Below are 26523 nucleotides of genomic sequence, written 5' to 3' on the forward strand. Positions count from 1 at the left end.
TTCTGATAAAGCTCCACTCTCTTCATCCTTCCACCTCCGCACAAAAGCGAAGGTCTAACAGGACTGGCCCTTTTTTATCCCGGTGCTCCGGTCCGGTCCGTGGCCCCTTTTATTCCCGGTGTTCTCAGCAGGCGTTCAGCCGACTCGGCAGTCTCTCAACGAGGATCGTCTGGGACGCCGCGCCCGTTTGGGCAATCCGATCTCTCCTGATGCCTCGCCTCGCGGTGAACGATTTCGGCTAAGGTGTTCGCCCAAGCTTGCGACGGAAAGCACGAACAGCGCAATACCGGATGCAAGCACGAGCAGGCGATCTGGCCGGGGCCGGCCGTAATGGCGGCATTGCGCTCGAACGCGTGGTCTTGCGCGATCAACAAGGCCGAGATTGTACTGGCGGCTGAACTTAGGGCAACCAGCGCGTGCGTGCTCAGCCCCGCATGATGCCCCCCGGCACTCGCGTTCGAAACTCAGCAAATCCGAGGCATGCGGCAATCGCGTACCAGTCTCCTGCCGTGAGTTCCGGCACGCTCATTGCCCGAAGGGATAGGTCTCGGGCACACCGCGGTGATGCTCCGGGCCGAGTGGCGTCACTGCCTCAGTCTCGTCGAACCACACGTAGGCATCGAGCTGCTCAGGCAGGATCGCTTCGCTGTAGTGGCTCCAGCGCTCTGTTTCTGGACGATAAATCACGCCGATGAACCGCTCCAGCCGCGGCTCCATCAGTGCGCGACGCAGCGCCTCGTGCTTGCCCGGCCCAAGATCGAGCAGGAAGTGCTCGACGCCGCTGTCGTGGCAAAGTCGCTCATAGCTGTCGCGCCGTGACGGATTGACTCGCTTCACTTCCATGTCGCCATCCCAATCGGTGGCGGCCGCGACCGTCCCGGTGTGGGTACCAAATCCGATCAGGGCCGCTTGATCGCCGAACGTCTCGCGGCAGAGCTGGCCGATATTCAGTTCGTCGCGGGTTTGCCCCATGTCTGTCGCGCGCGCATCGCCGATGTGGCTGTTGTGCGCCCAGACGATCGCTTTGGCGTTTGGTCCCATAGCGTCAAGCAGATGCTGAAGGGTCTCGAACATGTGCGTATCGCGCAGATTCCAGCTCTCCGCGCCGCCGTAATACATGATCCGGTAATAGCGCTCGGCCGACGCGATCAGCCGGGCGTTTTGCGCCGCGTCGAGGAAGGCCTCGCCGTCGCGCTCTGCATATTCGAGCCGCTTCTGAAGCAGCGCCTGGCATTGCTCGATCACCGCTTGCTCGCACTCGGCATAGCCTCGGTTCAGTGCGGAGCGACCGTAAGTGGCGGGGTTCTTTTGCCACGGGGTCAGACAGCCGTAGCGCTCACGGGCGACCTTTGCCGCTTCCGGATCGACCCGGTCGAGATAGTCGAGCACGGCACCAATCGACGCCGACATGTTGTAGATGTCGAGCCCGTAGAAGCCGACGCGGCGGCTCATTTCGGCGACGCCCGCGTTGTGCTCGTGCATCCAGTGGATCAGTGCCTGAACATCGGTGTTGCGCCACATCCAGGTCGGAAATCGCTCGAACGGCTTCTCGGCGCCCGCGCGCGGCTCGCGGTGGCGGACATAGCGGTCCACCGTCGCCGCATCGGGCCAATCCGCTTCAACCGCCACGATGGTAAAGCCATGATGCGCGACGAGATGGCGGGTGATCGCCGCGCGCGCCCGGTAGAACTCGCTCGTCCCGTGACTCGCCTCACCAAGCAGCACGACGCGCCGATCGGCGTAGCGGTCGAACAGGCGACCGAAGGCAGGATCGTCGAAGTCGGGCAGAGGCTCCGCCGCCTCGCCGATCATCTCCGGCAACGTGAGCTTGCGCGATGCGCCGGGACGGTGGTCGCTCGCCGTGCGGCGGCCGTCTTCGGGCCAACCCTGCGCGCCGATCAGCGGCACGAATTTGACTGCACCCAGGCTCTCCTGCTCAAAGCGATCTTTCGCCACGCGCGTCACCTTGCAAAGCGTCTGAACGTCCGGCCCTCCGACCGGCATGACAAGCCGCCCGCCGATCTTAAGCTGCCGCTGAAGCGCGTCCGGCACTTCCAATCCGCCGGCCGCGACAAGAATCGCGTCGAACGGTGCCTCTTCCGGCAGCCCGAGCGTCCCGTCCCCCTCGCGCACATCGACATTGTCATAGCCGAGATCGGACATCCGCGCACACGCGGATCGCGCCAACTCTCGGTGTCGCTCAATCGCGACGACACGACCGGCCACCTGCCCCAGCACCGCTGCCGCGTAACCGGACCCGGCGCCGACCTCGAGCACATGGCTTCCCGGTTCGATCTCGGCAGCCTCGACCATGGCAGCAACGATATAGGGTTGGGAGATGGTCTGCCCCGCCTCGATCGGCAGCGGGCCATCCTCATACGCGAACTCTGCGAGCCCATCGGGCACAAACCGCTCTCGCGGCACGGTGCGCATTGCATCGAGCAACGCGGCGTCGCGGACGCCGCGTCGGGCGATCTGGACGTCGACCATCCGTCGTCGCGTCTCCTGATAGTCGGTCACGACGCTAACTCTTCGACTTGTGCTCCGGCTTGTCCTTGCGCTTGGTGTGAGCAAGCTCCTCGAGCTGCTTCTCGCTCATGGATTTCTCCATGCTCTTGGACGCGCCCTTGAGCTTTGCCTTGGGTTGATCGCCACGCTTCGCGCTGAGCGCGGCGCCGGCGGCCTTCTGTTGCGCGGCGGATTTGGCAGGCATCTTGGCTTCTCCTCTTCTTAAAGGCAACGCGTCAGTGGCAAGGCGGTGCCCGGGGCTGATCCAGGTAGGTCAACTCGCGAAAGCTTCGGAGATCCGTCCAGCCGTCCGGACAACGGATTTGCCGGGTGCTGCCTAGGAGCGATCGACGCCGCGCAAAGTGCCACCTCGGATCCGGGAACGAGCAGGTATGACCGACATGATCGCCCTGCCGCGCCGGGCAAGCTGGACTTCGACCTCCCGACCCACTGTTCCGCAAAATCAGCCATGGGTCGCCTCCTCCGGTGGAACCCTCACCGGCACGCCGAGCGCGCTCAGTTCGAAGAGGGTCTGCTCGGCGCTGCGGTGATGAACGAAAGTACCGCCCGCGCCCTGCCAGAGATGGGCGTGCTTCAGTTGATCGTCGACCAGGATGTCGCCGGACTGGCAGTGGTTGCGCTTGTCGACCGCCATTACCGTCAGGATGCGGGTGCCCGGAAAATGCTCGGCCGCCCAGCGCACCTTCTGCGGGGCGGCCCATTGGCCTCGCGGCAAGCCAGTCAAAATGATGGGATCGAGGTGCCGCACCGCCTCGAACAGGACCATCGCGTCATCCATCAGCGGCAGGGTACCGTAGAAGTCAGGATGGCGGGCGATCTCCCGCCAAAAGGCCGGGAGGCCACGCCGTTTCTCGAAGACACGCGGCGGCATGCCGAGCAGCTCGGTTGCGCCGTGATCGAAGTCGGCCAGTACGCCGTCGCAGTCGAGATAGAGCTGCATCGGCTAGAACCTTGCCGGCTCGATTTCGACCTGGACCGGCACAGGCAATGGCTCCCAACCCCGTTCAGCTATCACGTCATTGCTTTGAACAGCCTTGCGGCCGCGGCTTCGGTCAAGCGACCAGGTGATGTGGTAGGTGCTGCCATCGGGCCGGTCCGTGCTGCCGCCGATTGAGACGATCAACGCCTGCAGACCTTCGCCGTCGTCGACGCTCCCGACGATTTCGGCAGCCTTCTGCAGGGGCAGCGGCTCTTTGGACGAAGCATGTGCCTTGAGCGTGACATGATCGGCGATTACGTCAGGCCAGGTCGGCGGAAATTGGTCGAGCAACTGCGCCCGCTCATCGGGCTTCAGTTTCCATCCTATCACAGGCATCATTCAGACCTTCAAGCAAGGAGACAAGGGCCGCAAGTCGTCTCCCTTGTTCTGTCACTGCACGGTGGGAAGAGCCTTCCGGCAATCGCTGGCGCATTCGCGGCACATCTCAGCGCAGAGCCGGCAATGCTCGTGCTCGTGGCGTGCGCATTCTTCCGCGCACAGTTCGCATGCCCTGGCGCAAGTCTCGAGCATCAGCCGCAACATCTCGACATTTTGCGCGGTGCGCCGGATCGCCAGCCGACCCGTCGCCGCACACACATCTGCGCAATCGAGGCATGAGCGGATGCACTGCGCCATGTCCATCTTCTCGGCAACGCAAGCGTCGGCACAGTAGGTGCACATCTCCGCGCAGAACATCGCGTGACGCGCCGCAGTCGCGAGCGCTTCGTTGAAGTCGTCGCCCACATCGGGATGAAGAGAGATCATTTTGTGAATGGACATGGCAACCTCCTAGATGATCGGCTTTGCCGCCGCAGGCTCCTTGGGCTGCCCTGGCCGCCCGAACGGCGCGTTTTTTTCCGAACTCCTCCACCTGGTCTGGTGACAGGGGGGGCGGAAGCAGCGGGGTCCAGACCAGCCGCGGGGCGCCGCAGTTGACGCGGATCTTCTTCTCGCCGAGCAGCTGCGCCAAGCCGCCGATGAAGTTCTGCATCGCGCTTTGCCCACAATCCGCTGTTGCTGCTCCAGAAGAGGAGATTCTACCGCTTTGCGGGCTTCATCGCTCATGGCCAGGATACTCCTTGGACGCTCTGCGAAGAAGCGGCTTTCGAGCGGCTCAGTTCCCTCGCAAGGAGCTCAGACAGATTGATTGCAGCCGAACCGTGCCCCTTACGTGATCATTGACGCTACTGGATCACATGGATCAGTAGAACGCTCGTCTGGCGACCTTGCTCCGTAATTGTCACCGGCCGGAAGTGGACTTCCGGCCATGAAGCAAGTTCGTCCGGTGTCATGACCCTGGAGATGTGTGAAGTCGGGCCTTGTTGAAGTCCGTCCGCCACGCCTTGATCTTGCTCCTGGCGTCATCTGAAGACAAGAACCAGTGCGTGTTCAGGCATTCATCGCGCGGCCGTCCGTTGAAGCTTTCACATAAGCATTGTCCGTCGACTTCCGAGCCAATCCACGACATCAACCACCTGTTCGCCTTTGATCCCCTGAGCGATGCGGATCGCCAGGCACTGGCGCGTATATGCATCGACGTCAGGGCGCGGAATCGCTTGCCGTTGAACAGGGCATCGGACACAGAGTCCATCGCCCAGATCTTATCCCTGCGCGAAGGCAGCGGCCGCTCCACCGGCCATTGAGTGGTTTTCGTCTTTACAAGCTGGCTGAACGATCGGCTACTTCGACACCCCAGTCGAAAACCTGCCAATCGGCTCCCGACCCGCCTTCTGTCATTCTGCGATGACGGTCAGGCCACCATCGAATGCCAGCTATCGACAGAAGCTGCCGTTCGACCGTCCGCTTCTCTAATCTGCATGAAATCTTTGACAAGCGTAAGCCTGCGGAAACGTGCAACTGTTGCTGGTGTGAGAACCCTTAGGTCATGCCCAGGAGGACGACCGGCTTCCAAGAATTTCGCTCGCCCGGTCGAGGTCCAAAACGCTGTCGAGGTGATTTGCATCAATCATCAGACGTCGCGGGAACAGCATTGCGCCTGCAAACATTATGAACTGTCCGCTTGTGACCCACGGGCCGGCTTGCAGCCTTTTCAGGGTTCATCACCTTTCGGGAGAAATTCATGCCAGCACCACCGTGCGCAATAGCGATACTATCGAAAAGCCGATCAAAAATGAGGAGCAGGTCCACTGTGATCTGATCGACACGTTGCGCTGATCGCCGAGACGACGTCGAAGGACTAATGTTCACGCGGTCCGCAGCGTTCACGCCAAGGCACCGGTTATTGCCTGCCTCGGCAGACGAGTGAAGCGCTCGCGATCCATCTGCGCGCCCTTCTGGAGGGAGAATGCTCGTGAAGATCACCGCCGCCGTGATGGAAAAGGCAGACGGACTGGTAACCCGCCGCTCGATCGCGCTCGAAGAGGTCGAACTCGAGGGACCGCGCGAGGACGAGGTGCTGGTGCGCGTCACCAGCTGCGGGGTATGCGGCACCGACCGCGGCTGCCTGCACGGGCAGGAGCCATATCCCACACCCGGCGTGCTCGGCCACGAGGGCGCCGGCACCATCGAGGCAGTTGGCAGGCTGGTCGACAATGTTCGCGTCGGCGATCGCGTGATGATGGGCTTTCCTTTCTGCGGAACCTGCAGGAGCTGTCGCCGCGGCCAGCAGCGTTATTGCATACATGGCGGGGCGCTGATGTTCTCCGGCCACCGGCTCGATGGCTCCTCGCCAATGCAGAAAGCGGACGGCACGCCGCTCGCCGGACGGTTCTTCCAGCAATCTTCCTGGGCTACCCATACCATCGCGCTTGCGCGTCAGGTGGTGAAGGTGCCGGACGGCATCGACGCCGACCTGATGGGGCCGCTCGGTTGTTCGATCACGACCGGCGCGGGAACGGTGTTCAACGAGTTGAAGCCTCGGCCGGACAGCTCCATCGCGGTGTTCGGCGCAGGCAATGTCGGGCTGGCGGCGATCATGGCGGCGAAGCTCTCCCCGGCGACCCGCATCATCGCCATCGACACCGAACAGAGCCGGCTCGCTCTGGCGCGTGAACTCGGCGCGACCGACGTGATCGAACATGGGCGCGACACGGTACAGGCCGTGCGGGATCTCACCGACGGCGCGCTCGACTACGCAATCGAGGCGACCGACGGCTCCAACCTCGTGTCCGAGGCGGTTGAGAGCCTGGGCCAGCTCGGTGTCTGCGCGATGGTCGGCGGCGCGAAGGCGAGCGCGTCGGTGTCGTTCAACCACACCGGCGTCCTTACCACCGGAAAGACGATTAAGGGCGTGCTGGGCGGCGGCGGCACTACGCCCGACTTCCACCTGGCGCTCATGCGTCTTCACGCAAACGGCCGTTTCCCGCTCGACCGGCTCGTCCGCCGCTATCCCTTCGCCGAGATCAACCAGGCGATCGACGACAGCGATGCGGGCACCACGATCAAGCCCATCCTGATGATGTGAGAGGATCCATGAGGAAAAACCCCTTTTTGCTCGGAATTGGCGCCGTGACGGCGGTCGCCGCATTGGCAGGTACCGCGGCGCTCGCGCAGCGTGCCGGATCGGCCCTCACGCAGGTCGCTCAGTTCGACCATCAGGTCACCGGAGTTGCCGTGACGCCAGACGGACGGCGCTTCGTCAACTTCCCTCGCTGGACTGACGATGCGCCGATATCTGTGGCAGAGGTGATGAAGGACGGCTCGCTGCGGCCCTATCCCGATGCCAGGTGGAACGAATGGCGCAACGCGCGGGCGAACGAATTGTCAGTCGCTGACCATTTCGTCTGCGTCCAGTCCGTCGTCGCCGATGGCCGCGGGAATCTCTGGGTGCTGGATCCCGGCGCGCCGGGAAACGAGAAGATCCTGCCGGGCGCACCAAAGCTTGTGAAGATCGATCTGAAGACCAATGCCGTCGCCAAGATCATCCCCGTGCCTGAGGATGTCGCGCTACAGGGTACCTATCTCAACGACATCCGCTTCTCGCCCGATGGGAACCTCGGTTACATCACCGACAGCGGCACGCGCGGCGCGATCATCGTCGTCGATCTGGAAAGCGGCAAGAGCTGGCGGACGCTTGATGGCCATCCCTCGACGCAGGTCGACAAGACTGTCAACGTTATGCTGGATGGCAAGCCGCTGCGCCGCCCCGATGGCCGACAGCCGATGTTCGCATCCGACGGCATCGCCATTTCGCAGGACGGTAAGACGCTCTTCTACCAGGCGCTGACCGGAAAGACGCTGTACTCGATCAATACCGACCTGCTGCGACCGGACGTGCCGGAGAACCAGCGCGCCGCAGCCGTGAAGACAGTCGCGCAGACGCATGTCGCGGATGGCTTGTGGATGAGCAGGACGGGCGTGCTCTATCTCACCTCGCCCACGGATTACTCGATCAAGCGGCTGAACGGCGCGGCGATCGAGACCGTGCTGACTGATCGTCGCCTGCGCTGGCCCGACACCTTCAGCGAAGGGCCGGATGGCCGGATGTATGTCACCGCCAGCCACATTCAGGATACGCAATGGTTCACGCCAGGCGCGCCGCCCTCGATCAAGACACAGCTCTTCTCCTTCCCGCCCGTTCGCTGACCGGCACGACAAGGATCATCCCATGACCGACCCTATTCATCGCCCCTTCGCCGTCATCACCGGCGGCTCCAACGGCATCGGGCTCGAGCTTGCCCGACAATTCGCCGATCACGGCTATGACCTCCTTATTGCTGCCCAGGACGAGCAGCACCTGCGCGATGCAGCGCTGACGCTTGGCGCCGGCGGCGTGCAGGTGGACACCTATGCCGCCGACCTCGGCCAGGCGGAGGGCGTGGACGGGCTCTACCGCGCCATCGCGGGGCGACCGGTCGATGCTTTGTGCGTCAACGCCGGGATTGGTCTTGGCGGACCTTTCGTCGAGACCGATCTCGCGACCGAACTCCAGATGATCGATCTTAATGTCCGCGGCGCGGTGCAGCTGACCAAGCTGGTGCTCAAGGACATGGTCGCGCGCGACAGCGGCAAGATCCTCTTCACCTCTTCGATTTCCGCGACCATGCCCGACCCTTTTGAAGCGGTCTATGGCGGCACCAAGGTATTCCTGCGCTGGTTCGGCGAAGCGCTGCGAAACGAGCTGAAGGACACCGGCGTGACCGTCACCGTGCTGATGCCGAGCATGACCGAGACCAACTTCTTCCACCGAGCCGACATGGACGACACCCGCGCCGGTCAGGCGAACAAGGACGATCCGGCCGTCGTCGCCAAGGCGGGGTTCGATGCCTTGATGGCCGGCGACGACAAGGTCGTGCCCACGTTCAAGAACAAGGTGATGGGAGCAATCGCCGACGCGCTGCCCGACAAGGTGGCCGCGCAGGTTCATCGCGGCCTGTCAGAGCCGGGTTCCGGCCAATGACTTATCTGCGCTACAATCCCGGCGTCGAGCAGCCGGAGGCCGACGAGCAAGCCACGATCGACAATATCATTCAAGCCATGACCCGCCAGAGCGAGACGGTCGAAACGCGCGAGCAGCATGCGGTCCGCGCCAGCCACGCCAAGAGCACGGCCTGCGCGACCGGCGAATTGGTCATCCCCGATGATCTGCCGGAAGAGCTCGCCCAGGGGCTGTTCGCCAGGTCCGGCACTTATCCGGTCGCGGTCCGCTTCGCGCAAGGCCCCGGTGAGACGCTCGGCGACCGCGTTTCGACCCATCGCGGCATGTCGATCAAGGTCTTCGGCGTGGAGGGGGAGAAGCTGCCGGGGCATCATGCGCCCACGCAGGACTTCGTGCTGGCGACCGGGCCGACCTTCCCCTCCGGCACGGCCAAGGGCTTTTTACGGGACGGAAGCCTGATCGGCAAGTCGGCGGGCTTGCCGGAAAGGGCCAAGAGCGCAGTCTCCAGCCTGGCCCGCAACCTCAACAAGGTGCTGAACACCGTCGGCAAGCCGAGCGCCGTGGCCGACTTCTTCGGTCATCCGTTCAGCCATCCGCTCGGCGACAGCTATTTCAGCCAGGCGCCGATGCGCTGGGGCGATTACATCGCCAAGGTCGCGGCCTTTCCCTCCTCGGTCTACCAGGACCAGCTTCGCGACTGGCAGCTCGATCCCCATGCCGATGAGGACGGCTTCCGACACGCAGCCGTCGCCTTCTTCGACGAGCACGACGTGCTGTTCGACCTCAAGGTGCAGCTCCGCGCCAATGCCGAAACCCAACCCATCGAGGATGCCTCCGTCGAATGGCCGGCGCAGGACAGCCAGTACCGCACCGTCGCCACGCTCCGCCTGCCGCGCCAGCGGGCCTATTCGCCCGAGCGAGTGCGCTATTTCGACGAGGTGATGACCTTCCGGCCGGCACACAGCCTCGCTGCGCATCGTCCACTCGGATCGGTGATGCGGGCGCGGCTGCAGGTCTATCAGGCGCTCAGCGCATTTCGGCATCGCGAGAACGGTGTCGCCGAAGCCAACCCCGTCAGCATTGAGGAGATACCGGCATGAACCCTGCCGTCACGCTCGACCGCACCTCCGGCCGCCGGGTCGCCGCCGAGCCCATCGCCTCGCTCACGCTGCGGCTCACGGTGAACGGCGAGGAGCGGGTGCTTCAGGTGGAGCCCTGGACCACATTGCTCGACCTTTTGCGCGACAAGCTCGACCTGACCGGCACGAAAAAGGGTTGCGATCATGGCCAATGCGGCGCCTGCACCGTACTAATAGACGGCAGGCGGATTAACGCCTGCCTGAAGCTCGCAGTGACGCTGGAGGGCCAGGAGGTCACGACGATCGAGGGGCTGGGGCAGCCGGGGAACCTCCATCCGCTCCAAGCGGCGTTCATCGAACACGATGCGTTCCAGTGCGGCTATTGCACGCCGGGACAGATCTGCTCGGCACAGGGGCTGATCAACGAGGGGCACGCCCGTAACCGCGCCGATGTGCGTGAACAGATGAGCGGCAATATCTGCCGTTGCGGCGCTTATACCAACATCGCCGACGCCGTGCTTGAGGTGCTCGAACAGGGGAAACAGCCATGATCCGCTTCGACTATGCCCGGCCGGCAGATGTAAGCGAGGCGGTTCGCGCCGGCAGCGGCGAGCACGCCGCCTTTCTTGCCGGCGGTACGAACCTTGTCGATGTGATGAAGGAAAACGTGGCGCGGCCGCTGCAGGTCGTCGACATCAATCGCCTCCCGCTCACGGACATCGAGGCCCGGGAGGACGGCGGCCTTCGGCTTGGCGCACTCGTGACCAATGCCGCCACTGCCTATGACCCGCGGGTCCAGCAACGCTACCCGCTGCTCGCCTCGGCGATCCTCGCCGGCGCCTCACCGCAACTGCGCAATGCCGCGACCAACGGTGGCAACCTCAACCAGCGGACCCGCTGTTACTATTTCTATGACGTCGACACGCCGTGCAATAAGCGGAACCCAGGTGAGGGCTGCGGCGCGATCGGTGGGGTCAATCGCATCCACGCGATCCTCGGCGCGAGCGACCAGTGCATCGCGACGCATCCGTCGGATATGTGCGTGGCGCTCGCGGCCCTCGAGGCGCATGTGCAAGTGACAGGGCCGGACGGCGATCGCGCGATCGCCTTTTCCGACTACCACCGGCTACCCGGCGACGAGCCCTGGCGCGACAACACGCTGCGCTCCGGCGAGCTCGTCACCGCGATCGATCTGCCGGCGGAGAATTTCTCCACGCACTACACTTATCTCAAGCTCCGGGACCGTCTTTCCTACGCCTTTGCACTGGTCTCGGTCGCGGTCGCCCTGCGCCTGAGCGAGGACGGGCGGATCGAGGTGGCTCGCATCGCTTTAGGCGGCGTGGCGCACAAGCCGTGGCGCGTGCCGGCTGCTGAAAGCCTGCTGCAGGGCGAACAGCCGGGCGAGCGCGTCTTCCAGGCCGCAGCCCATGCCATCACCGAAGGCGCCGTCGGCCAAGGCCAGAACAGTTTCAAGATCGAGCTCGCCCGTCGGGCTGTCGTGCGGGCGCTTGGACAGGCTGCCGCCGGCACGCCGCAGTCCCAGACCGACAAGCGCATCGCCTGAGGAGCCATACCATGACCGCAACCACGAAGATCGGCATCGGCACGTCCCTCTCCCGCGTCGACGGCGCCGAGAAGGTGACCGGCAAGGCGAAATATGCTGCCGAGTACAATGTCCCTGGCCTGCTTTACGGCGTGACGGTGTCTGCTCGGATCGCCAAGGGGCGCATCACGCAACTCGAAGAGAACGCCGCGCGCGCCGTGCCGGGCGTGGTCGACATTGTCAGCCACCTGAACCGGCCGAAGCAGGCGTGGCTCGACCACAGCTGGAAGGACGAGCTCGGCATTCCCGGCGAACCGTTCAAGGCATTCCACGACGATCGTATCCTGTTCGCAGGGCAACCGATCGCCGTTGTCATCGCCGAGACGTTCGAGGCCGCCCGCTTCGCCGCCAGCTTGGTTGAGGTGGCTTACGAGGAGGAGCCGCATAACATCGATTTCACCGCCTCGCTGGCCGAGAAATTCACGCCGTCCTATTTCAAGCGCCGCAACACCTACCATCCGCCAAAGAAGCGCGGCGATCCCGACACTGCCTTTGCCAATGCCACCCTCAAGCTTGAGGCCGAGTATCATCTCGCCACCGAGCACCACAACCCGATGGAAATGCATGCCTCCACCGTCGAGTGGCACGGCGACGGCAGCATCACCGTCTATGACAAGATCCAGGGCTCGCAGGGCGACCAGGCCTATCTCGCCAGCGCGTTCGGGCTCGGCAAGAAGAACGTCCGCGTGGTCAACGCCTACGTGGGCGGCGGCTTCGGATCGGGTCTCAGGCCGCAGTGGCAGGTGCAGGTCGCGGTGATGGCCGCGATCCACCTCGAGCGCTCGGTGCGTGTGGTCATGACCCGTGCGCAGATGTTCACTCACGTGCACCGCCCGGAATGCACCTATTCGATCAGGCTGGGCGCCGAGCACACCGGCAAGCTCAGCGCGATGATCAACGATGCCACGACCTCCACGTCACGCTTCGAGAACAACATGGAGGACATCGTCGTCTGGGGCATGATGAATTACGATTGCCCCAACGCCTCGGGCGAGTACACGATCGCCCCGCGCGATACCTACACGTCCGCAGACATGCGCGCGCCGGGCGCCGCCACCGGCATGACCCTGTTCGAAATCGCCATCGACGAGATGGCGTACAAGGCCAAGGTCGATCCGCTCGAATTCCGCCTCATCAACTATTCGGAAGTGGACGCGATGAACGAGACGCCGTTCACCTCCAAGGCTCTGCGCGAAGCGTATCGGGAAGGCGCCGACCGCTTCGGCTGGGAAAAACGTTCCCCCCAGCCGCGCTCCATGCGGGAAGGACGCGAGCTGATCGGCTGGGGTGTCGCCACCGGCATGTGGGACGCGCAATTCTCCAAGACGGCGGCCCGCGCGGTGCTCACCGCGGACGGCAGGCTGGAAGTGGCATCGGCCACATCCGACATCGGCACGGGCACCTACACGGTGATGACGCTGGTCGCCGCTGACACGCTCGGGCTTGCGCCCGAGCAGATCACGGCCCGGCTTGGCGACAGCGATCTGCCAACCGCTCCCGTGGAGGGCGGATCCTGGGCAGCAGCGTCGACCGGCGCGGCGGTGCAGCTCGCCTGCCAATCGATCGCGAAGCGGCTGCTGAAGGCGGCCGAGAAGATGGAGGACAAGCCGCTCCACGGCGCCAAATCGATCGACGATCTCGTGTTCGCCGATGGTGCCATGGCACTGAAGAGCGATCCTTCACGCCGCGTAGCGATCACCGAGGTTATGACCGCAGCCGGGCTCGACCGGATCGAGGTAGAGGAAACCGCCTCCCCCGGAATCGGCGGCATGATCTCCATGGCACAAAAATCGCGCAACACTCACAGCGCGATCTTCTGCGAGGTGCGGGTCGACGAAGAGCTCAACCAGGTCCGCGTCACTCGCGTGGTCAGCGCCGTTGCAGCCGGCCGTATCATCAATCCCAAGACGGCGCGCAGCCAGATACTGGGCGGCGTGGTAATGGGGATCGGGATGGCGCTGCACGAGGAGACCTTCGCGGACAAAGCGCTGGGCCGCTGGATGAACCACAACTATGCCGAATATCACGTGCCTGCGCACGCCGATATCGAGGATATCGACGTCATCTTCGTCGACGAGCCTGATCCCGAGGTTACGCCGCTGGGTGTTAAGGGGCTGGGCGAGATCGGCATCGTCGGCACTGCCGCCGCCGTCGCCAACGCAATCTATCATGCGACGGGTAAGCGTGTCCGCCAGCTGCCTGTCACCATCGACAAACTGTTGCATCCCTGATGCTGCCCCGATCACAAGTGAGGCCCCTAATCACCCGCCCTCCAAAATGCCTGCAGATGACCGTCAAGGCGCTCTCGGGAGCAGCCATTTTTTCCGCAAACGAAGATATCAACTGCCGCGAACCTCTGTTCGGGCCAGGTATGGATCGAAATATGCGTTTCCGCCAACGGCGCGGCGCCGGCTGTGCCCTTGCCGGGGGCCGAAGTGGTGGAGCCGAACGTCCAGCACCGTCAGCCGCGCCTCTACGAGCGGCAGGTCGTCCAGCCCCAACTCGGCAAGATCCGCTAGGAGGTCAATGCTTGTTCCGGCGTTATGAGGCATGGCGCGGCCGGGCTGTCATGTGTGCATGGCGCAGATGCGCCAGTGCCGTCTCCGCCGCGATCATACCGTGATAATGCGGTTCTACGAACAGCGACAGGCCCGACAGCTCAGAGTGGGAGAACAGAACTGGCGTCGCCGAGGCGCGCGCCCAGCCGCGCAGGATCGCCGGAAAATGGGGTGTCGGCCGAACCATGGCATGCCTCCACCGCCGCACGTCTAGCTGCTTGATACCACAAGCGCGACGACAACTTCCTCGCATCAGCCCAACTCGCCAGCATTTGCATCTGACTCCGACATTGACAACGCTGTTGCCGCGAGCTTCTTCTCGTCGCTCAAGGCGCGAGGACCGCACCCACACATCCCCCCGGGAAGCTAGCGGCTACTCAGAACGGCCACAGTCCACGCCGTGCGGTTTTCAACGAGGCTCCGGATGGGACGGGCCACAAAGAACTTTGGCAGCACCCTTCAAGCGCTGCAAGGCCGACGGTCTTCGCCCCTCCCACAGGTCTTCTATATCTCTTTCCGCTGGGCCTGCCACTTCGAAGAAGCGTTGTATCTCCGACAAGAGGATGGAAAGACGGCCTGTCACTTGTTGAGTGGTGTAGGGGTGAAACAAACTATCCGGCGAACATGGGCCGCCGTTTCGGATCGCATCTAGTATCGCAGCGACGTCCCATTGAAGGGAGTGCACCCGAAGTTTGCGGCAGTTGAAGCCCGGGTCGAGGTAGTCCGCAAGCGCATCGTTAACACCGGAAAACACCATACAGCCGTTAGCAAGCGCTTCCAGAGGCGGGAGCCCGAAACCTTCGGTCGCGCCCACGTCAATCCAATGCTCAAGTGAGTCGTAGAGATAAACCTTGGAACGCTGAAACCAGGTTGTCAGGTCATCAACCCAGCCGTCGATCACCGTGACACGGCAACGGTCCTGAAGAGCCGGAACCAACTGCTCAAGAAGATAATGGGACGACTTACGAACCTGAACCAGAACATCGATATCCCGCGCCGATGCTGTGGAAACTTTTTCAACTTCGACTATGTTCGGAACATGGGCAATGTAGGAGTTCGGGGCGTAACGCCCCCAATACGCCATTGTGTGTCGACTTACGCAAAGGATGGGAACGTAGGACGGAAGCCGCATACGCCAGCCCGTGCTGTGCGCAAAGTAGATGACGTCCTTGCCATTCAGCGCCGCCAAGAGTTGCGGTACGTCCGGCCCCCAGTGAATGACGTAGATTGGTTCACTCCCATTGGAACGGACGAAATCCTGAGAGTTGATCTTGCCGCGGCGATCGACGCTGTACTGTACGGCTGTAACGGCACGGGAATGGCCACATGCTTCCATGAAGCGCATTTGAGCAGAATTGCCACCAATGTCCATGCGGTTGTTCGGAAATAGGAATACCAAAGGTCGCTTCATCAGCTAATCTCGGGACTGCGCTTTGACGCGGCAAGATCTTCGGCCAGTTGCCGTAGCTGGAGGGCATTGAATAGACTTTTCCGGCGTTTGCCGCCGACCGGCTCTAGCTCTCGTCTAGAGGGAAGGCCAGTACGTTTGCGCATACTCTCGTGCAGGCTCGACATCAGGAGCCTGATCGCTTCCGGATGAGGAGCAATCAGTTTGAAGGCTTCCAAGACACGGTGACGCCTTAGGGCCTCCAGCGCCAGAACCTGGCGCCGTGCTCCTTCAAGATTGCGCAACCTTCTTGCAAATAGATTGTCCAAGGCTGTACCACTTGTACAATAATCCCGGGTAGCTTGAGCGAGGCCTTCAAGATCCGAGGCGGCTAGTCGATACGAGGTCGAAAAATCATGGCGTCGGTAGTAGTAACTTGGTTCTGGAGTGAAATGTAGCCGGGCACCAGCCAGCATCGCCCGCATGACAAGATCGAAGTCTTCACCGATACGAAGGCGTGGATCATAGGCTATGCATTTCCGACGCAGAAAATCGACCTCAAAGAGAGGCTTGAAATAGCCCAAAGAGACATTCTTTCCCCCGATCATACCGCCGCGGACGAAATCCTCCACCGTGATATAGCGAGCCTTACGCCACTCCCTTCCAGACGCGAACAGACGGACCTGAAGGCCTTGATCATCACTGAACATGATTATGTTGGAAGAGCAGATTTCTGCACCGCTTCGCTGCTGAGAAGCCAGTAACCTCTCCAGATGATCGGCTTGCAGCAAATCGTCGCTATCAAGTATCGCCACGAAGCGGCCCCGCGCCTCAGCGAGGCTGACATTGCGGACGGCGGCCAGTCCTCGCCGGGGTCCAGGGAGCACCCGCACCCTGCTGTCTGCAATGGCGTGCTCTTGGGCTATTCTGGCCGTCCCGTCCGTCGATCCGTCGTCGACAATCAGAATTTCGATATCCTCCACTGTCTGCCTGCGTGCAGAAAGCAAGGCTGAGTGAATGAAGGAGGCGCTGTTTTGGGCCACCATCAGGACGGAGACGAGCGGTTGCGGCCGCTGGTTCGTAGACACACACATGCAGATATCAGGTCCATCGAAGATGCGCATGCACCCTTAGCTGCTTGAGGTAAGCCGACGAAACTCAATGATCTCCATTCTGGAGGTGAAACTTGCCGCGTCTCTTCCAGGTCCTTGAGCCTGGTTTTTCCACAGCGGCCGCAGTTCTACGTAGTCTCCACTTGAGCTCTCGGCGGGAATGCGCTGCAATACGGGAAATTTGCCGGATGCATGCGCTTGCGAAATAAGTCCGGCAGTGAAGGGATTGAGAGATGCAGCACGAGGAAGCAGCCAATCTGCCTTACCTGCGCAAGGTCGTAGGCGCTTCGATGGCGGGAACGGTGGTGGAATGGTACGAGTTTTTCCTGTACGGAACGGCAGCCACGCTTATATTCGGCAAGCTGTTTTTCCCCGCCACCGGCAATGAACTGGATGGGGTGATCGCTGCCTTTGCGACGTACGCGGTCGGTTTCATCGCGCGGCCGTTGGGCGGGATTATTTTCGGCCACATCGGTGACAAGGTGGGCCGCAAGTCTCTGCTGCAGTTCAGCCTTGTGCTCATCGGCGCATCCACGTTCCTCATGGGCTGTCTTCCGGATTTTCGTTCCATTGGATATTGGGCTCCGGTTCTTCTGGTACTGCTGCGGTTTATCCAAGGTTTTGCATTGGGTGGCGAGTGGGGGGGCGCGGTGTTGCTCGTGGCCGAACATAGCCCCAACAGAAGCCGGGCGTTCTGGGGGAGCTTCCCTCAAGCGGGTGTCCCGCTGGGCAATCTGCTGGCGACCGTCGTCCTGCTTATCCTCTCCGCCATTCTGTCGGAGATTGAATTCCTGGCGTGGGGCTGGCGAATCGGCTTCTGGCTCTCTGCAGTGATCGTAGGCATCGGGTACTACATACGCACTCAAATCGCGGACTCGCCCATTTTCGAGGCAGCTAAAGCTGAGGCGGAGCAGCGGGCCGACGACAGTTACGGCCTCGTCGAGGTGTTCCGTCGCTATCCGCGCAGCGTGTTTAGCGCAATGGGCCTGAGGGTGGGCGAAAACATCCTGTATTACATGGTGGTCACGTTCTCGATCACATACCTCGCCCACATCGGTGTGGACACCACTCGTATTCTGACACTGCTGTTCTGCGCCCATATTCTGCAGGCAGCGCTTATTCCGCTGTTTGGAGCGGCAGCTGATAGGGTTGGGCGAAAGCCGGTCTATATCCTTGGTGCAGCGCTGGCGATGGTCTGGCCTTTTGCAGCCTTCCCCATGTTCGGTAGTGCGCATACGGAGGTCGTACTTGGGGGAATTTTGATCGGGATGTTCGTACATGCCCTGATGTATGCGTCACAGCCGGCAATCATGGCTGAAATGTTTCCCACCAGAATGCGCTATTCGGGTGTTTCGCTTGGCTACCAGGTCACGGCAATCGTTGCGGGATCTTGGGCGCCTCTGATTGGAACGAGCTTGCTGCGCGAGTACAACGACTGGCGACCGATTGCATATTATGTGATGGCGGCGGGTGCAATAAGCCTGATTTCCGCCTTGGCCATGAGAGAGACGAAGGGCGTTTCCCTGATTGCCATCGACCGTGAGGATGAGCGCCGGTTGGGTTCATCCTCTTGAGAGGCGCTGCCCAACTACAGGAAAGCCCGCAAACCCCAATCCGGTGAACAGCATGATGGTTGTTGGGACAAGCGCTGCAGGACGAACGAGTTCCACCGGAGACTTGCTCAACTGAAGGGCAAGATAGGAAAGCCAAAAGCAAGTCGGCAAGGACGGCGTCAGGACGAAGCGCCGCAGCAGACCGATGATTCCCACGCCCCAACTCATCACAAGAACCGCCAGGCCCAGATATCCGGTTTCAACGATGGTTTGTATGTAGCTGTTGTGGAACGAGAAGGCGGTGCCTTCCTGGCGGATATGAAAGTACCGCCAGAACCCGACGGCATCAGGATTTTCGGGTATCCAGAAGCCGAAATATCCGGTTCCAAGCCATGGGCTCTCCTCGATGATGAAGGCAGCGCGATACCACAGATAGCCCCTCCCCGTCAGGCCTGCATCCTTGGCGGAGAGTTCTTGTACAAGGGTCAGGAGAGGCTGGAAAAAGGCCGCACCGAGGATCAGCACAATGAGCATGGCTATGGTGAGCCCTGCCTTCAAGCCTGGCGTTCGCCTGCGTAAGGCCAGAAGGGGCAGAAGCAGCGCCACTGCGAGCGCAAGGGAAGCCACAGCCCCGGCAGAGTGCGCCCGGACTGTCGCGACGAGGCAGGCGCTCGCTATGGAGAGGGAGACAAGAGCTAGTCCTCTGGCCCGCTTTTCAAGGCAGGCAACTGCCATGATAAGGGCCAGTAGCACGCCCGTGGCAGCACTATTCGAGAAGTAGTTTTTGGCCTCCCCGCCGATTCCAACCAGCGCCGGTATGCCTTCGATGCCATCAAGCTGTGTGTTGCCCACCATGAGTGAAAGCACTGTGTAGCCACTGTAGACAATAAAGAGAGCCACCAGCACCGCTCTGGGTCGATCCGCTTGAGAAAAGACCAGCCCGGTAAACGCTGTCAGTATCATCTGTACCGCGGCGCGGGAGGTGACTTCCGGATGGATTGCCCAGATAGTGGAAAGCAGCGCGAACAATGGATATGCAAGCTGTGGGCGGCACCGCTGGAACACGTCCCTGCATTGATCAAGGCGCAGGCCGAGGTAGAGACACATCAGTGCCACCCCGATAGTTGCTCCCGCAGTCCCGGCGTTAGCGGGGATACGCGCCATCAGGATCAACGCGACGAAGCCGCCGTCCTGCACATCGCGACGCTGGAACAATGCGCCCAGGCGACTGGAGCCGGGCGACGTCGTGCCCGTGGCAGCCGAATTCATCCCCGTTCCTCCTTCAAGGACACGGGTTCCGCCGAAGAACATACGCCTTCTGAAAGCCACAATGTGTCATGCTCCATCGTTCCGAGTGGCTTTTCGACCCAGGAATAGACGAGCCAGGCCGCCGCAATGAAACCGCCGATCACATCAATTCCCACAGCTGCCGCACTGCAGAGGTCAGTCAGGTCCAGTTCGATCGAATTCAAGATCGCGGCCTGCGTAACGAAGGGATGTAGGAGGTAACGCGCGTAGCTGGCGTCACCCAGAACGAACACCGGCGAGCGTTTCAGCGGCAGGCCGCCTTTCTCTGCCACTAAAGATGCACCCACCGCTATGGTAGCCGTGAACATCGACAGCGACCAGCCACCCGGCATTGCCCGTTGATGGACGGCAATCATAAGTGGCAACGCAAGAGCGAAAGGAGCGGCCCGGGTGCGACACGAAGCACCTGAAGACGGGCAAACGCCACCAGCAAGGCTGCTACTGCACGCAGAGCCTGTATGTTGAGCGGCATGCAGTGGCCTCTAGATCGAAGATCGGATTGAACCTGTTCCGAATACACGTCAGGCTCTCGGAGGTCGATGCCGGCGCACTCCTGACAAACTCTGATATGGAGCAATCTTTCGCAGCGATTGCTGCCGCCGCACAACCGCACCGCCACCGCTCGTCTCGGCGGCAACGATCTATGCGGTTATTCGTTTTCCACCTGAGGGCGGCTCTGTTCTGGCCGTCGTATGTTGAATGGAAGGCTTGTTGTTTGTCGCGCTTGCTTGATGAGGGTCTGAACCGCTTCCTTGCCAGGTTGCTCCTGCGTTCGGAACTGTCGGTGGCGGAGCGCGACGCCATCCTTCGTCTGCGCGGGCGGGTCGCGGAAGTGCCGCGCGGGCGCGAACTGGTCCTGCCGGAGCGGCCGGTGGAGCAGGCAATCCTTGTGATCGAGGGCCTGATTGCCCGCTTTGACCAGATGAATGACGGCCGCCGGCAAATAACCGCGCTCCACATCGCGGGCGATGTGTCAGATCTTCATTCCGTACCGGTCCCGGTTCCCGCGTGGGGTATAGAAGCTGCAGCCAATTCCACTATCGCCCTGATAAGCCATGACGATATACGTGCGGCCGCCGTGAAGTTTCCAGCGCTGGCATTCGCCTTCTGGCGCGATACGGTTGTTGATGCCTCCATTCTCGCCAAGTGGACCGCCAATCTGGGCCGGGCTGACGCCGCCACGCGTCTGGCCCATCTTCTGTGCGAGATCGGAACGCGAATGGAAGTTGCCGGCGTAGGCGGACGGGATGATTTCTCCCTCGGCCTAACCCAGGCGCAACTCGCTGACACGCTTGGGCTTACCACGGTGCATGTGAACCGTACGGTTATGGCGCTGAGAAATCTTGTCGGCCTGTCGTTTGCCGGCGGCAGGGTCCAGGTCGACAATTGGCCCGCACTGGCTCATATTGGTGCTTACGATGATGGCTATCTTATGCTCGACAAGGATGCCGCTGCGCAGGAGTGGGCTTCCATCAGCTGACGCGCCGATCCTCCACGGCCAAGGTCACGGAAAAGAGTAGCTGCCGATCCTCCCTGCTGACTTCGACGCGCCAGCATGAGTTGCGCTCGATGACGTCCGCCTTCTCCAGCAGGACCTGCCCCAGGAAGCGAACCGCCATCACCCTGGCTTCTTGAACGTTGCCCAGTTCAGTGCCCGTGAGATCGGGAGCAGCCTCGCCATTGTAGATATCGAAATAGTAGGTTGGCATAGCTGCCCTCCATACCTGCCCGATTAGGGGAACCAGAAATCACCGATGATTCAATGCGTAACGCGCGCTTGAGGTTCCGCCGAACGGCTGACGCATGATCTGGGTTCCGAACGTCTGCACTCCCCGTTGCGCGAGGGAAATGGTTCTCCATGAATTTTCCGGCTTCCACTTCGGTCCCTGACGAGCCACAGCGGCGCCGATGAGCGCGCCCGCTATGCCTGCCCGCGCTGCCCCCAGGCGGCAGCTGTCTCTTGCGCCGCGCGCCAAGGATCTGCCACTGCTGCTCGTCTACGGGTTCGCCTTCGGATTGCTCAACTGGGCGGCTCATCTTTGGGGCGGACCCGGGTTCTTTTCGCTTTGGTATCCCGCAGCCGGTCTGCGCTTGGCAGTACTGTGGCACTGCGGGTTACGCCTCACCCCGTGGCTGATCGTCACCGAACTGGTTACAGACTGTGTCACCGGTGCCATCCCCCTGACGGGGTCAGCGACCCTGTCAAGCGTCATAGGTGCAGCGCGTCCCGGAGTGACATGCGGCGTGGCCCTTGCGGCCACTGGCGCCCTCCTGCGCGGAAAGGCCGGTGTTCTGACACAACCCCCTATGCCGCTGGGGCTTGCCGCCATTGCCGCTCCCATATTCAACGCGCTGGCGGTGCCGCCACTCGAATTTCTCTTTTGGAAAACATCGTCGTATCGCAGCGGGGTCGATGTTGTCATCTCTCTCACGGGGCTGGCGGTGGGCGACGTCCTGGGCATCCTGATCCTCGCGCCGCCGATCCTCTGGCTTGCAGGAGCGATCGACGGTGGCACGCTCACGAAGCCCAGGCTACCCCGCGGCCGTCTGCTGGCCGATGCCCTGCCGCTGGTCGCAAGCCTTCTTCTTACCGCCGCACTCGCGCGCGCGGGGCTTGGAGTTCAGGCCGCGCCTTCCCTTCTCGGAGGGGCATGGATCGGTCTGCGTCACGGCCGGGCAGCGGCATGGCTTGCCATTTCGGCACAGGCCTTCGTGTTTCTCACCTACTCCGCTTCCGCCGGTTCCATGACTGCAGCGGATCGTCTCGAATTGCACATCGGACTTGCAGCCGTGGTGCTGGTCACATGGCTGGCGGGCAGCTTCGCCGACACACAGACCGCCTCGCAGGCCCTGCTGGACAGGCGCAACCGCCTTCTTTTCCAAGCTGAACGCCTGAAAACCCTGCGGGCAATGTCCGTGGCCGTGATCCATGAGGTCAGCCAGCCCCTTTCAACGCTTGCCATCGAGGCGGCACACCTGCGAAAGCTGACGGAGGGGCAGGATACAGATCTCGCAGAAAGCGCGGCACTGATCGATCGGAAGGCACAGGCTTTGTCCGAAATGGTGCGCCGGCTTCGTCGGTTCGGAGGGCGGGACGTCGACGAGCCATCCCTTGTTCCCCTGGCGATGCTGGTAAAGACTGCCTGCCAGATCGTGGCCGCGGAAGCCGGCAGTCAGGGCCGAACAGTTGACCTTGCTGCTCTTCCGCCTGATCTTGTTGTACAGGTTCAGGAAATTGAACTCGTCCAGGCGCTCGTAAATCTCCTGCGCAATGCCCTTGCCGCAAGCCCGCAGGGAACCGCCAGCGTGGCGGCTGCAACAGCAGGCGAGTTCGTCAAGATCATCATCGCAAATCCGCGTCCTGTCAGACGAACGCAAGGTGCTGGCATGGGCGTCGGCCTCATCATCGCTCGAACCATCGTCGAGGCGCACGGAGGGACCATCGTGAGGGACGATGACGCAGCAGAGACCCGCTTCGTTCTGTCCCTGCCACTTTCCGGAGTGCTGCCATGACCACCGAGAAGCCTGTCGTAGGCGTTCTTGACGACGACGGGGACCTCGCGGCGACCGTCGCGCGGCTGCTGCGACGCCATGGCCTTGAAGCCCGCCCGTTCGATAGCCCGGCAGCCTTGCTGAACGATCTGGCGTCATGCTCCTTCGGATGCGTCATCAGTGACATCCAGATGGGGGAGATGGATGGTTTCGCGTTTGCCGATGCATTGCGCAGCAGGGATCCAGGTGTTGCTCTGGTCTTCATGACGGCTTGGCCGACCACGGCTCACGCCGTAGATGCCGTTCGGCGGCACGGCGGGCTAGACTACCTGGAGAAGCCGATCGACGAGCAGCGGCTGCTCGCAGCCGTCGAGGAAGGCGTGGCGTGGTCCGTGCGGGAACGGCGTATCGCCAGCGTCACCGCCTCCTTCACCCGACGAGAACGACATGTGTTCGACCTGCTCGTCCGTGGTCACTCGAACAAGGAGATCGCCGAGAGGCTGGCGATTTCGGCCCGCACTGTGGAGGATCACAGGGCCTCGATCGTAACCAAGACTCGCACGAATGGATTGGCACAGCTTGTCGCCCTCAGCCGGGGTGAGCCATAGTGACCGTCAATACCGGGAATTACCCGGATGGACTAGCTCGTCCCTCAGCACCATAAAGCGCGAAAATTTGCGCCGCTTCACGAGTTTCCGGAGCCATGGCTCCATCGATCTTCACCAGGCGACCCGAAGGGCTGTCCGCATTTCTGGACATGTCCTGAGACCTGCCGGCGGGAGCTACGTTCTCCCGCCGGCTCCTTTTCCCTCTCGGTTCGCCTGGCCCCCGAAGCATCGTTCACGGCGCCCGCCTGAGCGCAAACGTGCTAACCTAGCTTGAGGCGCGGAACTTGAGCCCCTGCTCGTCGCCTAATGATCGTCGTCCTTGCACAAAGGATTGCTCAAGGAGAGGAACATGCGAAAATTCAAGATCATCATGGCGATATCGGCATTGACCCTGCCATTAGCGGCTCAGGCGCAGGTAGGGACAGGAACTGCCGGATCGGGCACCACTTCGGGCTCGACCACCGGGACCGATACAACCACTCGCGGCTCCCGTACAGGCGGTCAGAACGACGGCACGGCGGCGCAGCGTGGCAGTACTGAGCGCTCCACCACCAGCACGCGCTCGCGCAATCAGAACACAACAACGTCTCCTCGCCGGACCGGTCCGCAAACCGACAGCAGCACCACGACCACCGGCCGGTCAGGTTCCGACAGCCGCACTGGCATGGGCACCGGGGCTGAGGGCGGTATCGGAAGCGGCACCACTGGCGCAGGCACGGACACCGGGACCTGGGGCACGGGCGATACGCCCCCGGGAACGGCAGGTTCGACCGGCTCTTCCTCGACCTCCGGCGGCACCAGCGGCGGCGGAACGGGCATGAGCGGGTCGGGCACCGGGTCCGGGACAGGCATGTCCGACGGTACAACGCCCTGACGTGCTACTATGGCCGGCCCTCCAGGAGCGCCGGCCATAGATAAACGTAACGATTGAGCGGGCGCGCGTAGTCCGGTTCCTCACTTGCCAACCTCCACTTGAGGTCCGCGTCAGGTCGATGCCGAGAACTGCTCTGGTCCGCGCGTCGCTTCGATTGTGTCCTCGCCGGAGAGTGTCTTCCTGAAAAGCGACTTTACCAGTCTCTCTTCAAGTATTCTTCCGGCCACGTAGAGAGCGGCGAAGATGCCGGCAAAGACATAGCCCGGCTTCGGCGATGGCCCCTTGCTTTCGCTCTTGTCCTTGGCATCCTTTTTCTTCTCCGGCTCGGGCGCACCAAGAGCCTTGTCTATCCAGTGCATTGGCACATCGGCCGACTTCTTGGCGTCCTCGCCCTTCGACTTCGCAGCTTCTTTCGCCGCGCTGGCCGAGGACTTTTCCCATTGCCCGAGCATGACGCTGAGTTGCGCGAAGCCGAGGAACAGCAGCGGTGCAAGGAAGCAATACAAGAGGGCGCGACTTACAAGATGATAGCGGAGCACCAGTCCGCCCGTCCCCCGTTCGATTTCCAGAACGCCGCCGTCGAAGATCGACATCTTGTCCTGCGCGACCGGATCCTTCTTGCGAAATGTCAGTGTACCGTGACCACGCTCATGACTGGTGCCGGTCTGACGAAACAAGGGGGCGAGCCTGTCGAGAGCCTCCTCGCTCGTTTGACCGGGAGAAAGCGTCAGGCTTCCCTTGATGTGCCAGATCCACTCGAAAAGACGCGAGTTCATAAGATCTCCTGTCCGACGCAGCTTGCCGGAGGCAATGCTGCCTCGGGTCACCCGGACGAAGTCGCCCGGGCTTGGGGAATGTAGCGGTTCAGGCCGCCTCGATCACTCGGCCGGCACCGGCATCGCTCGACCGAAGCGCTCCTTGAGAGTCTTCCAGCCTTCGGTGAAGGGGAATGTCATCTGCTCGGAGATGGACATGCGCCGACCACCTTCCATACCGAGCAACTCCGCCTCACCATCGACGCACGTACCGAACATGCGGTCGATGAAGATGTAAGTTCCGGAATAGTTGCTCCGGCTCGCCTCGAAGTCCTGGGAATGATGCACGCTGTGGTGTTCCGTCGTGTTGAACACATAGCGCCACCAGCGCGGCGTGTTGAAGCGCACGTTGATGTGCTGATACGTTCCGACCGCCATGCCGATTGCGCCTGCAAGAAGAGCCGCGCGGGGCAGGAAGTCGAAGAAGCCACCGATGCCGAGCCCAATCAGGAAAAGTTCGACCGGATTACCGACAGCGCCCTTGTTGATGTTCAACTGCGTGATGTAGTGGTGAACCGAATGCGTGAGCCACAGCGGGTACCAGTTGTGCATCCCGCGATGCATCCAGTACTGACCGAAATCGAAGATGAACGAGATCAGGAAAGCCTGCAGCAGTAAGGGCATGCTCAGGAACCAGGTGAACTTGTCCAGATCGAAGTAACCCTGGATCGCCTCGATCATGGCGCCGTCGCCGATGTAATGCTCGACGGCGCGAAGGATCGTGTAGCCTAGCCCGACATAGAAGAGGTCCGTCGTCAGCTCCTTCCAGGTCAGACGCCAGCTCTCATGGCGCGGAAAGAACCACTCAAGCGCCAGCAGGAAGACCTTGAAGGCGATGCCGATCCCGATCGCCGTCGAAGCCTTCGCGATGGAATCCGGCGCGTAGTACCAGAACGCAATCAGCGCAAAGAGCACCGTCGGCTGAAACCAGGTGAAGATGAACTGCTTAACCGGACCGCCTTCGACGCGCGGTATGTTCTCCCACCCCACCGTTACGGGTGATTGAGACCCGATTATCCTGTTACCGACCCGCACTCCGTTCATACGACTGCCCTCGTAATATCTGACCCGTAGTCTAAGTGATACGCATGTTCTGCGACGCGATAGGACTTTAACGTGGCGCCTTCGGCCACTTGCGGCCGCATCCATAAGATGTCCGGCGCGCCCCGCGACATCCGCTGTTCCTGCGGAGTTCCGCGTACTGTCGTGTAATGGGAAGCATCGTCCGCTTGCCGGAGACCCCGTCCGGCTGCGCCTATGGCGGTTCGCGGAATCGCGATCGACGCGA

The 26523-nt window shown here is 62.0% G+C and carries 28 protein-coding genes; 12 read left to right on the forward strand and 16 right to left on the reverse strand.

From position 1 onward, the window contains the following. Positions 1-525 precede the first annotated feature (525 nt). The 6 genes from C2R25_RS03205 to C2R25_RS21270 form a co-directional block, all read right to left on the reverse strand. The gene (locus C2R25_RS03205; protein WP_103727852.1) at positions 526-2520 is read right to left on the reverse strand and encodes a protein-L-isoaspartate(D-aspartate) O-methyltransferase; all 1995 of its coding nucleotides are present in this window, start codon (positions 2518-2520) and stop codon (positions 526-528) included. 4 nt (positions 2521-2524) lie between these two features. Next, positions 2525-2713: a DUF3008 family protein gene (locus C2R25_RS03210; RefSeq protein WP_103727853.1), complete on the reverse strand. Its 189-nt coding sequence runs from the start codon at positions 2711-2713 to the stop codon at positions 2525-2527. A gap of 258 nt (positions 2714-2971) precedes the next feature. Continuing rightward, positions 2972-3469 (reverse strand): hypothetical protein, encoded by a 498-nt coding sequence (locus C2R25_RS03215; RefSeq protein WP_103727854.1) that lies wholly within the window; start codon positions 3467-3469, stop codon positions 2972-2974. 3 nt (positions 3470-3472) lie between these two features. Next, entirely contained in the window at positions 3473-3847 is a 375-nt protein-coding gene (locus tag C2R25_RS03220; protein WP_233203739.1) for a hypothetical protein, read from the reverse strand. A gap of 51 nt (positions 3848-3898) precedes the next feature. Further along, a complete protein-coding gene (locus C2R25_RS03225; RefSeq protein WP_103727855.1) occupies positions 3899-4288 on the reverse strand; it encodes a four-helix bundle copper-binding protein in 390 nt (129 codons plus the stop codon). A 508-nt stretch (positions 4289-4796) separates the two neighbouring features. Further along, positions 4797-5099: an integrase core domain-containing protein gene (locus C2R25_RS21270; protein ID WP_146049607.1), complete on the reverse strand. Its 303-nt coding sequence runs from the start codon at positions 5097-5099 to the stop codon at positions 4797-4799. 714 nt (positions 5100-5813) lie between these two features. On the opposite strand from C2R25_RS21270, the gene C2R25_RS03240 reads away from it, so the two are divergent. The 7 genes from C2R25_RS03240 to C2R25_RS03270 are packed head-to-tail and all read left to right on the forward strand — an operon-like array spanning position 5814 to position 13759. Beyond that, the gene (locus C2R25_RS03240; protein ID WP_103727857.1) at positions 5814-6932 is read left to right on the forward strand and encodes an NAD(P)-dependent alcohol dehydrogenase; all 1119 of its coding nucleotides are present in this window, start codon (positions 5814-5816) and stop codon (positions 6930-6932) included. Positions 6933-6976: 44 nt separating this feature from the next. After that, positions 6977-8053, forward strand: a complete 1077-nt coding sequence (locus tag C2R25_RS03245) for an L-dopachrome tautomerase-related protein (protein WP_233203740.1) — start codon at positions 6977-6979, stop codon at positions 8051-8053. A gap of 22 nt (positions 8054-8075) precedes the next feature. Next, positions 8076-8867, forward strand: a complete 792-nt coding sequence (locus C2R25_RS03250; protein ID WP_103727858.1) for an SDR family oxidoreductase — start codon at positions 8076-8078, stop codon at positions 8865-8867. Further along, the gene (locus C2R25_RS03255) at positions 8864-9946 is read left to right on the forward strand and encodes a catalase family protein (RefSeq protein ID WP_103727859.1); all 1083 of its coding nucleotides are present in this window, start codon (positions 8864-8866) and stop codon (positions 9944-9946) included. Before C2R25_RS03250 ends, C2R25_RS03255 begins: the two co-directional genes overlap by 4 nt. Continuing rightward, positions 9943-10476, forward strand: a complete 534-nt coding sequence (locus C2R25_RS03260; RefSeq protein WP_103727860.1) for a (2Fe-2S)-binding protein — start codon at positions 9943-9945, stop codon at positions 10474-10476. The genes C2R25_RS03255 and C2R25_RS03260 overlap by 4 nt, the downstream gene beginning before the upstream one ends. Further along, positions 10473-11489: a xanthine dehydrogenase family protein subunit M gene (locus C2R25_RS03265; protein ID WP_103727861.1), complete on the forward strand. Its 1017-nt coding sequence runs from the start codon at positions 10473-10475 to the stop codon at positions 11487-11489. Before C2R25_RS03260 ends, C2R25_RS03265 begins: the two co-directional genes overlap by 4 nt. A gap of 11 nt (positions 11490-11500) precedes the next feature. Further along, on the forward strand, positions 11501-13759 hold the full coding sequence (locus tag C2R25_RS03270; RefSeq protein WP_103727862.1) for a xanthine dehydrogenase family protein molybdopterin-binding subunit: 2259 nt from the start codon (positions 11501-11503) through the stop codon (positions 13757-13759). A gap of 26 nt (positions 13760-13785) precedes the next feature. Here the strand turns inward: C2R25_RS03270 and C2R25_RS20840 are convergent, their stop codons facing one another. The 5 genes from C2R25_RS20840 to C2R25_RS03290 all read right to left on the reverse strand — a co-directional run bounded on the left by C2R25_RS20840 (position 13786) and on the right by C2R25_RS03290 (position 16597). After that, on the reverse strand, positions 13786-13926 hold the full coding sequence (locus C2R25_RS20840) for an S-adenosylmethionine decarboxylase (protein WP_103727863.1): 141 nt from the start codon (positions 13924-13926) through the stop codon (positions 13786-13788). Then, a complete protein-coding gene (locus tag C2R25_RS20845; protein ID WP_233203741.1) occupies positions 13868-14080 on the reverse strand; it encodes a hypothetical protein in 213 nt (70 codons plus the stop codon). The genes C2R25_RS20840 and C2R25_RS20845 overlap by 59 nt, the downstream gene beginning before the upstream one ends. Further along, the gene (locus C2R25_RS03280) at positions 14070-14273 is read right to left on the reverse strand and encodes a hypothetical protein (RefSeq protein WP_103727864.1); all 204 of its coding nucleotides are present in this window, start codon (positions 14271-14273) and stop codon (positions 14070-14072) included. Before C2R25_RS03280 ends, C2R25_RS20845 begins: the two co-directional genes overlap by 11 nt. A gap of 222 nt (positions 14274-14495) precedes the next feature. Next, a complete protein-coding gene (locus C2R25_RS03285) occupies positions 14496-15497 on the reverse strand; it encodes a glycosyltransferase family 4 protein (RefSeq protein WP_103727865.1) in 1002 nt (333 codons plus the stop codon). Next, positions 15497-16597, reverse strand: coding sequence for a glycosyltransferase family 2 protein (locus C2R25_RS03290; RefSeq protein ID WP_103727866.1), 1101 nt, complete (start codon positions 16595-16597; stop codon positions 15497-15499). The genes C2R25_RS03285 and C2R25_RS03290 overlap by 1 nt, the downstream gene beginning before the upstream one ends. 221 nt (positions 16598-16818) lie before the next feature. Here C2R25_RS03290 and C2R25_RS03295 point away from each other — a divergent pair, with 221 nt between their 5' ends. Beyond that, the gene (locus tag C2R25_RS03295; RefSeq protein ID WP_103727867.1) at positions 16819-18159 is read left to right on the forward strand and encodes an MFS transporter; all 1341 of its coding nucleotides are present in this window, start codon (positions 16819-16821) and stop codon (positions 18157-18159) included. On the opposite strand, the gene C2R25_RS03300 is transcribed toward C2R25_RS03295, so the two are convergent. Both C2R25_RS03300 and C2R25_RS03305 read right to left on the reverse strand, forming a co-directional pair. After that, on the reverse strand, positions 18148-19407 hold the full coding sequence (locus C2R25_RS03300; protein ID WP_158250608.1) for an O-antigen ligase: 1260 nt from the start codon (positions 19405-19407) through the stop codon (positions 18148-18150). The genes C2R25_RS03295 and C2R25_RS03300 overlap by 12 nt on opposite strands. Next, positions 19404-19802, reverse strand: a complete 399-nt coding sequence (locus C2R25_RS03305) for a hypothetical protein (protein WP_146049608.1) — start codon at positions 19800-19802, stop codon at positions 19404-19406. Before C2R25_RS03305 ends, C2R25_RS03300 begins: the two co-directional genes overlap by 4 nt. A 359-nt stretch (positions 19803-20161) precedes the next feature. Between C2R25_RS03305 and C2R25_RS03310 the strand changes: the two genes are divergently transcribed. Beyond that, positions 20162-20926 (forward strand): Crp/Fnr family transcriptional regulator, encoded by a 765-nt coding sequence (locus C2R25_RS03310; protein WP_158250609.1) that lies wholly within the window; start codon positions 20162-20164, stop codon positions 20924-20926. Here C2R25_RS03310 and C2R25_RS03315 read toward each other — a convergent pair. Next, positions 20919-21155: a hypothetical protein gene (locus C2R25_RS03315; RefSeq protein ID WP_103727871.1), complete on the reverse strand. Its 237-nt coding sequence runs from the start codon at positions 21153-21155 to the stop codon at positions 20919-20921. The two genes, C2R25_RS03310 and C2R25_RS03315, sit on opposite strands and share 8 nt — an antisense overlap. Positions 21156-21354: 199 nt before the next feature. Here C2R25_RS03315 and C2R25_RS03320 point away from each other — a divergent pair, with 199 nt between their 5' ends. The 3 genes from C2R25_RS03320 (at position 21355) to C2R25_RS03330 (ending at position 24420) form a co-directional block, all read left to right on the forward strand. After that, positions 21355-22959: a sensor histidine kinase gene (locus C2R25_RS03320; RefSeq protein WP_103727872.1), complete on the forward strand. Its 1605-nt coding sequence runs from the start codon at positions 21355-21357 to the stop codon at positions 22957-22959. After that, on the forward strand, positions 22956-23546 hold the full coding sequence (locus tag C2R25_RS03325) for a response regulator transcription factor (protein ID WP_103727873.1): 591 nt from the start codon (positions 22956-22958) through the stop codon (positions 23544-23546). The genes C2R25_RS03320 and C2R25_RS03325 overlap by 4 nt, the downstream gene beginning before the upstream one ends. Positions 23547-23895: 349 nt before the next feature. Continuing rightward, positions 23896-24420 carry a hypothetical protein gene (locus C2R25_RS03330; RefSeq protein ID WP_103727874.1) on the forward strand — a complete coding sequence of 175 codons (525 nt, stop codon included), beginning with the start codon at positions 23896-23898 and terminating at the stop codon, positions 24418-24420. Positions 24421-24530: 110 nt separating this feature from the next. On the opposite strand, the gene C2R25_RS03335 is transcribed toward C2R25_RS03330, so the two are convergent. Both C2R25_RS03335 and C2R25_RS03340 read right to left on the reverse strand, forming a co-directional pair. Beyond that, positions 24531-25196, reverse strand: a complete 666-nt coding sequence (locus tag C2R25_RS03335) for a hypothetical protein (RefSeq protein ID WP_103727875.1) — start codon at positions 25194-25196, stop codon at positions 24531-24533. Between the two features lie 102 nt (positions 25197-25298). After that, positions 25299-26279 (reverse strand): sterol desaturase family protein, encoded by a 981-nt coding sequence (locus C2R25_RS03340; protein WP_103727876.1) that lies wholly within the window; start codon positions 26277-26279, stop codon positions 25299-25301. Positions 26280-26523 lie beyond the last annotated feature (244 nt).

The sequence above is a fragment of the Novosphingobium sp. HII-3 genome (genome assembly GCF_002916655.1).
Taxonomy (GTDB): domain Bacteria; phylum Pseudomonadota; class Alphaproteobacteria; order Sphingomonadales; family Sphingomonadaceae; genus Novosphingobium; species Novosphingobium panipatense.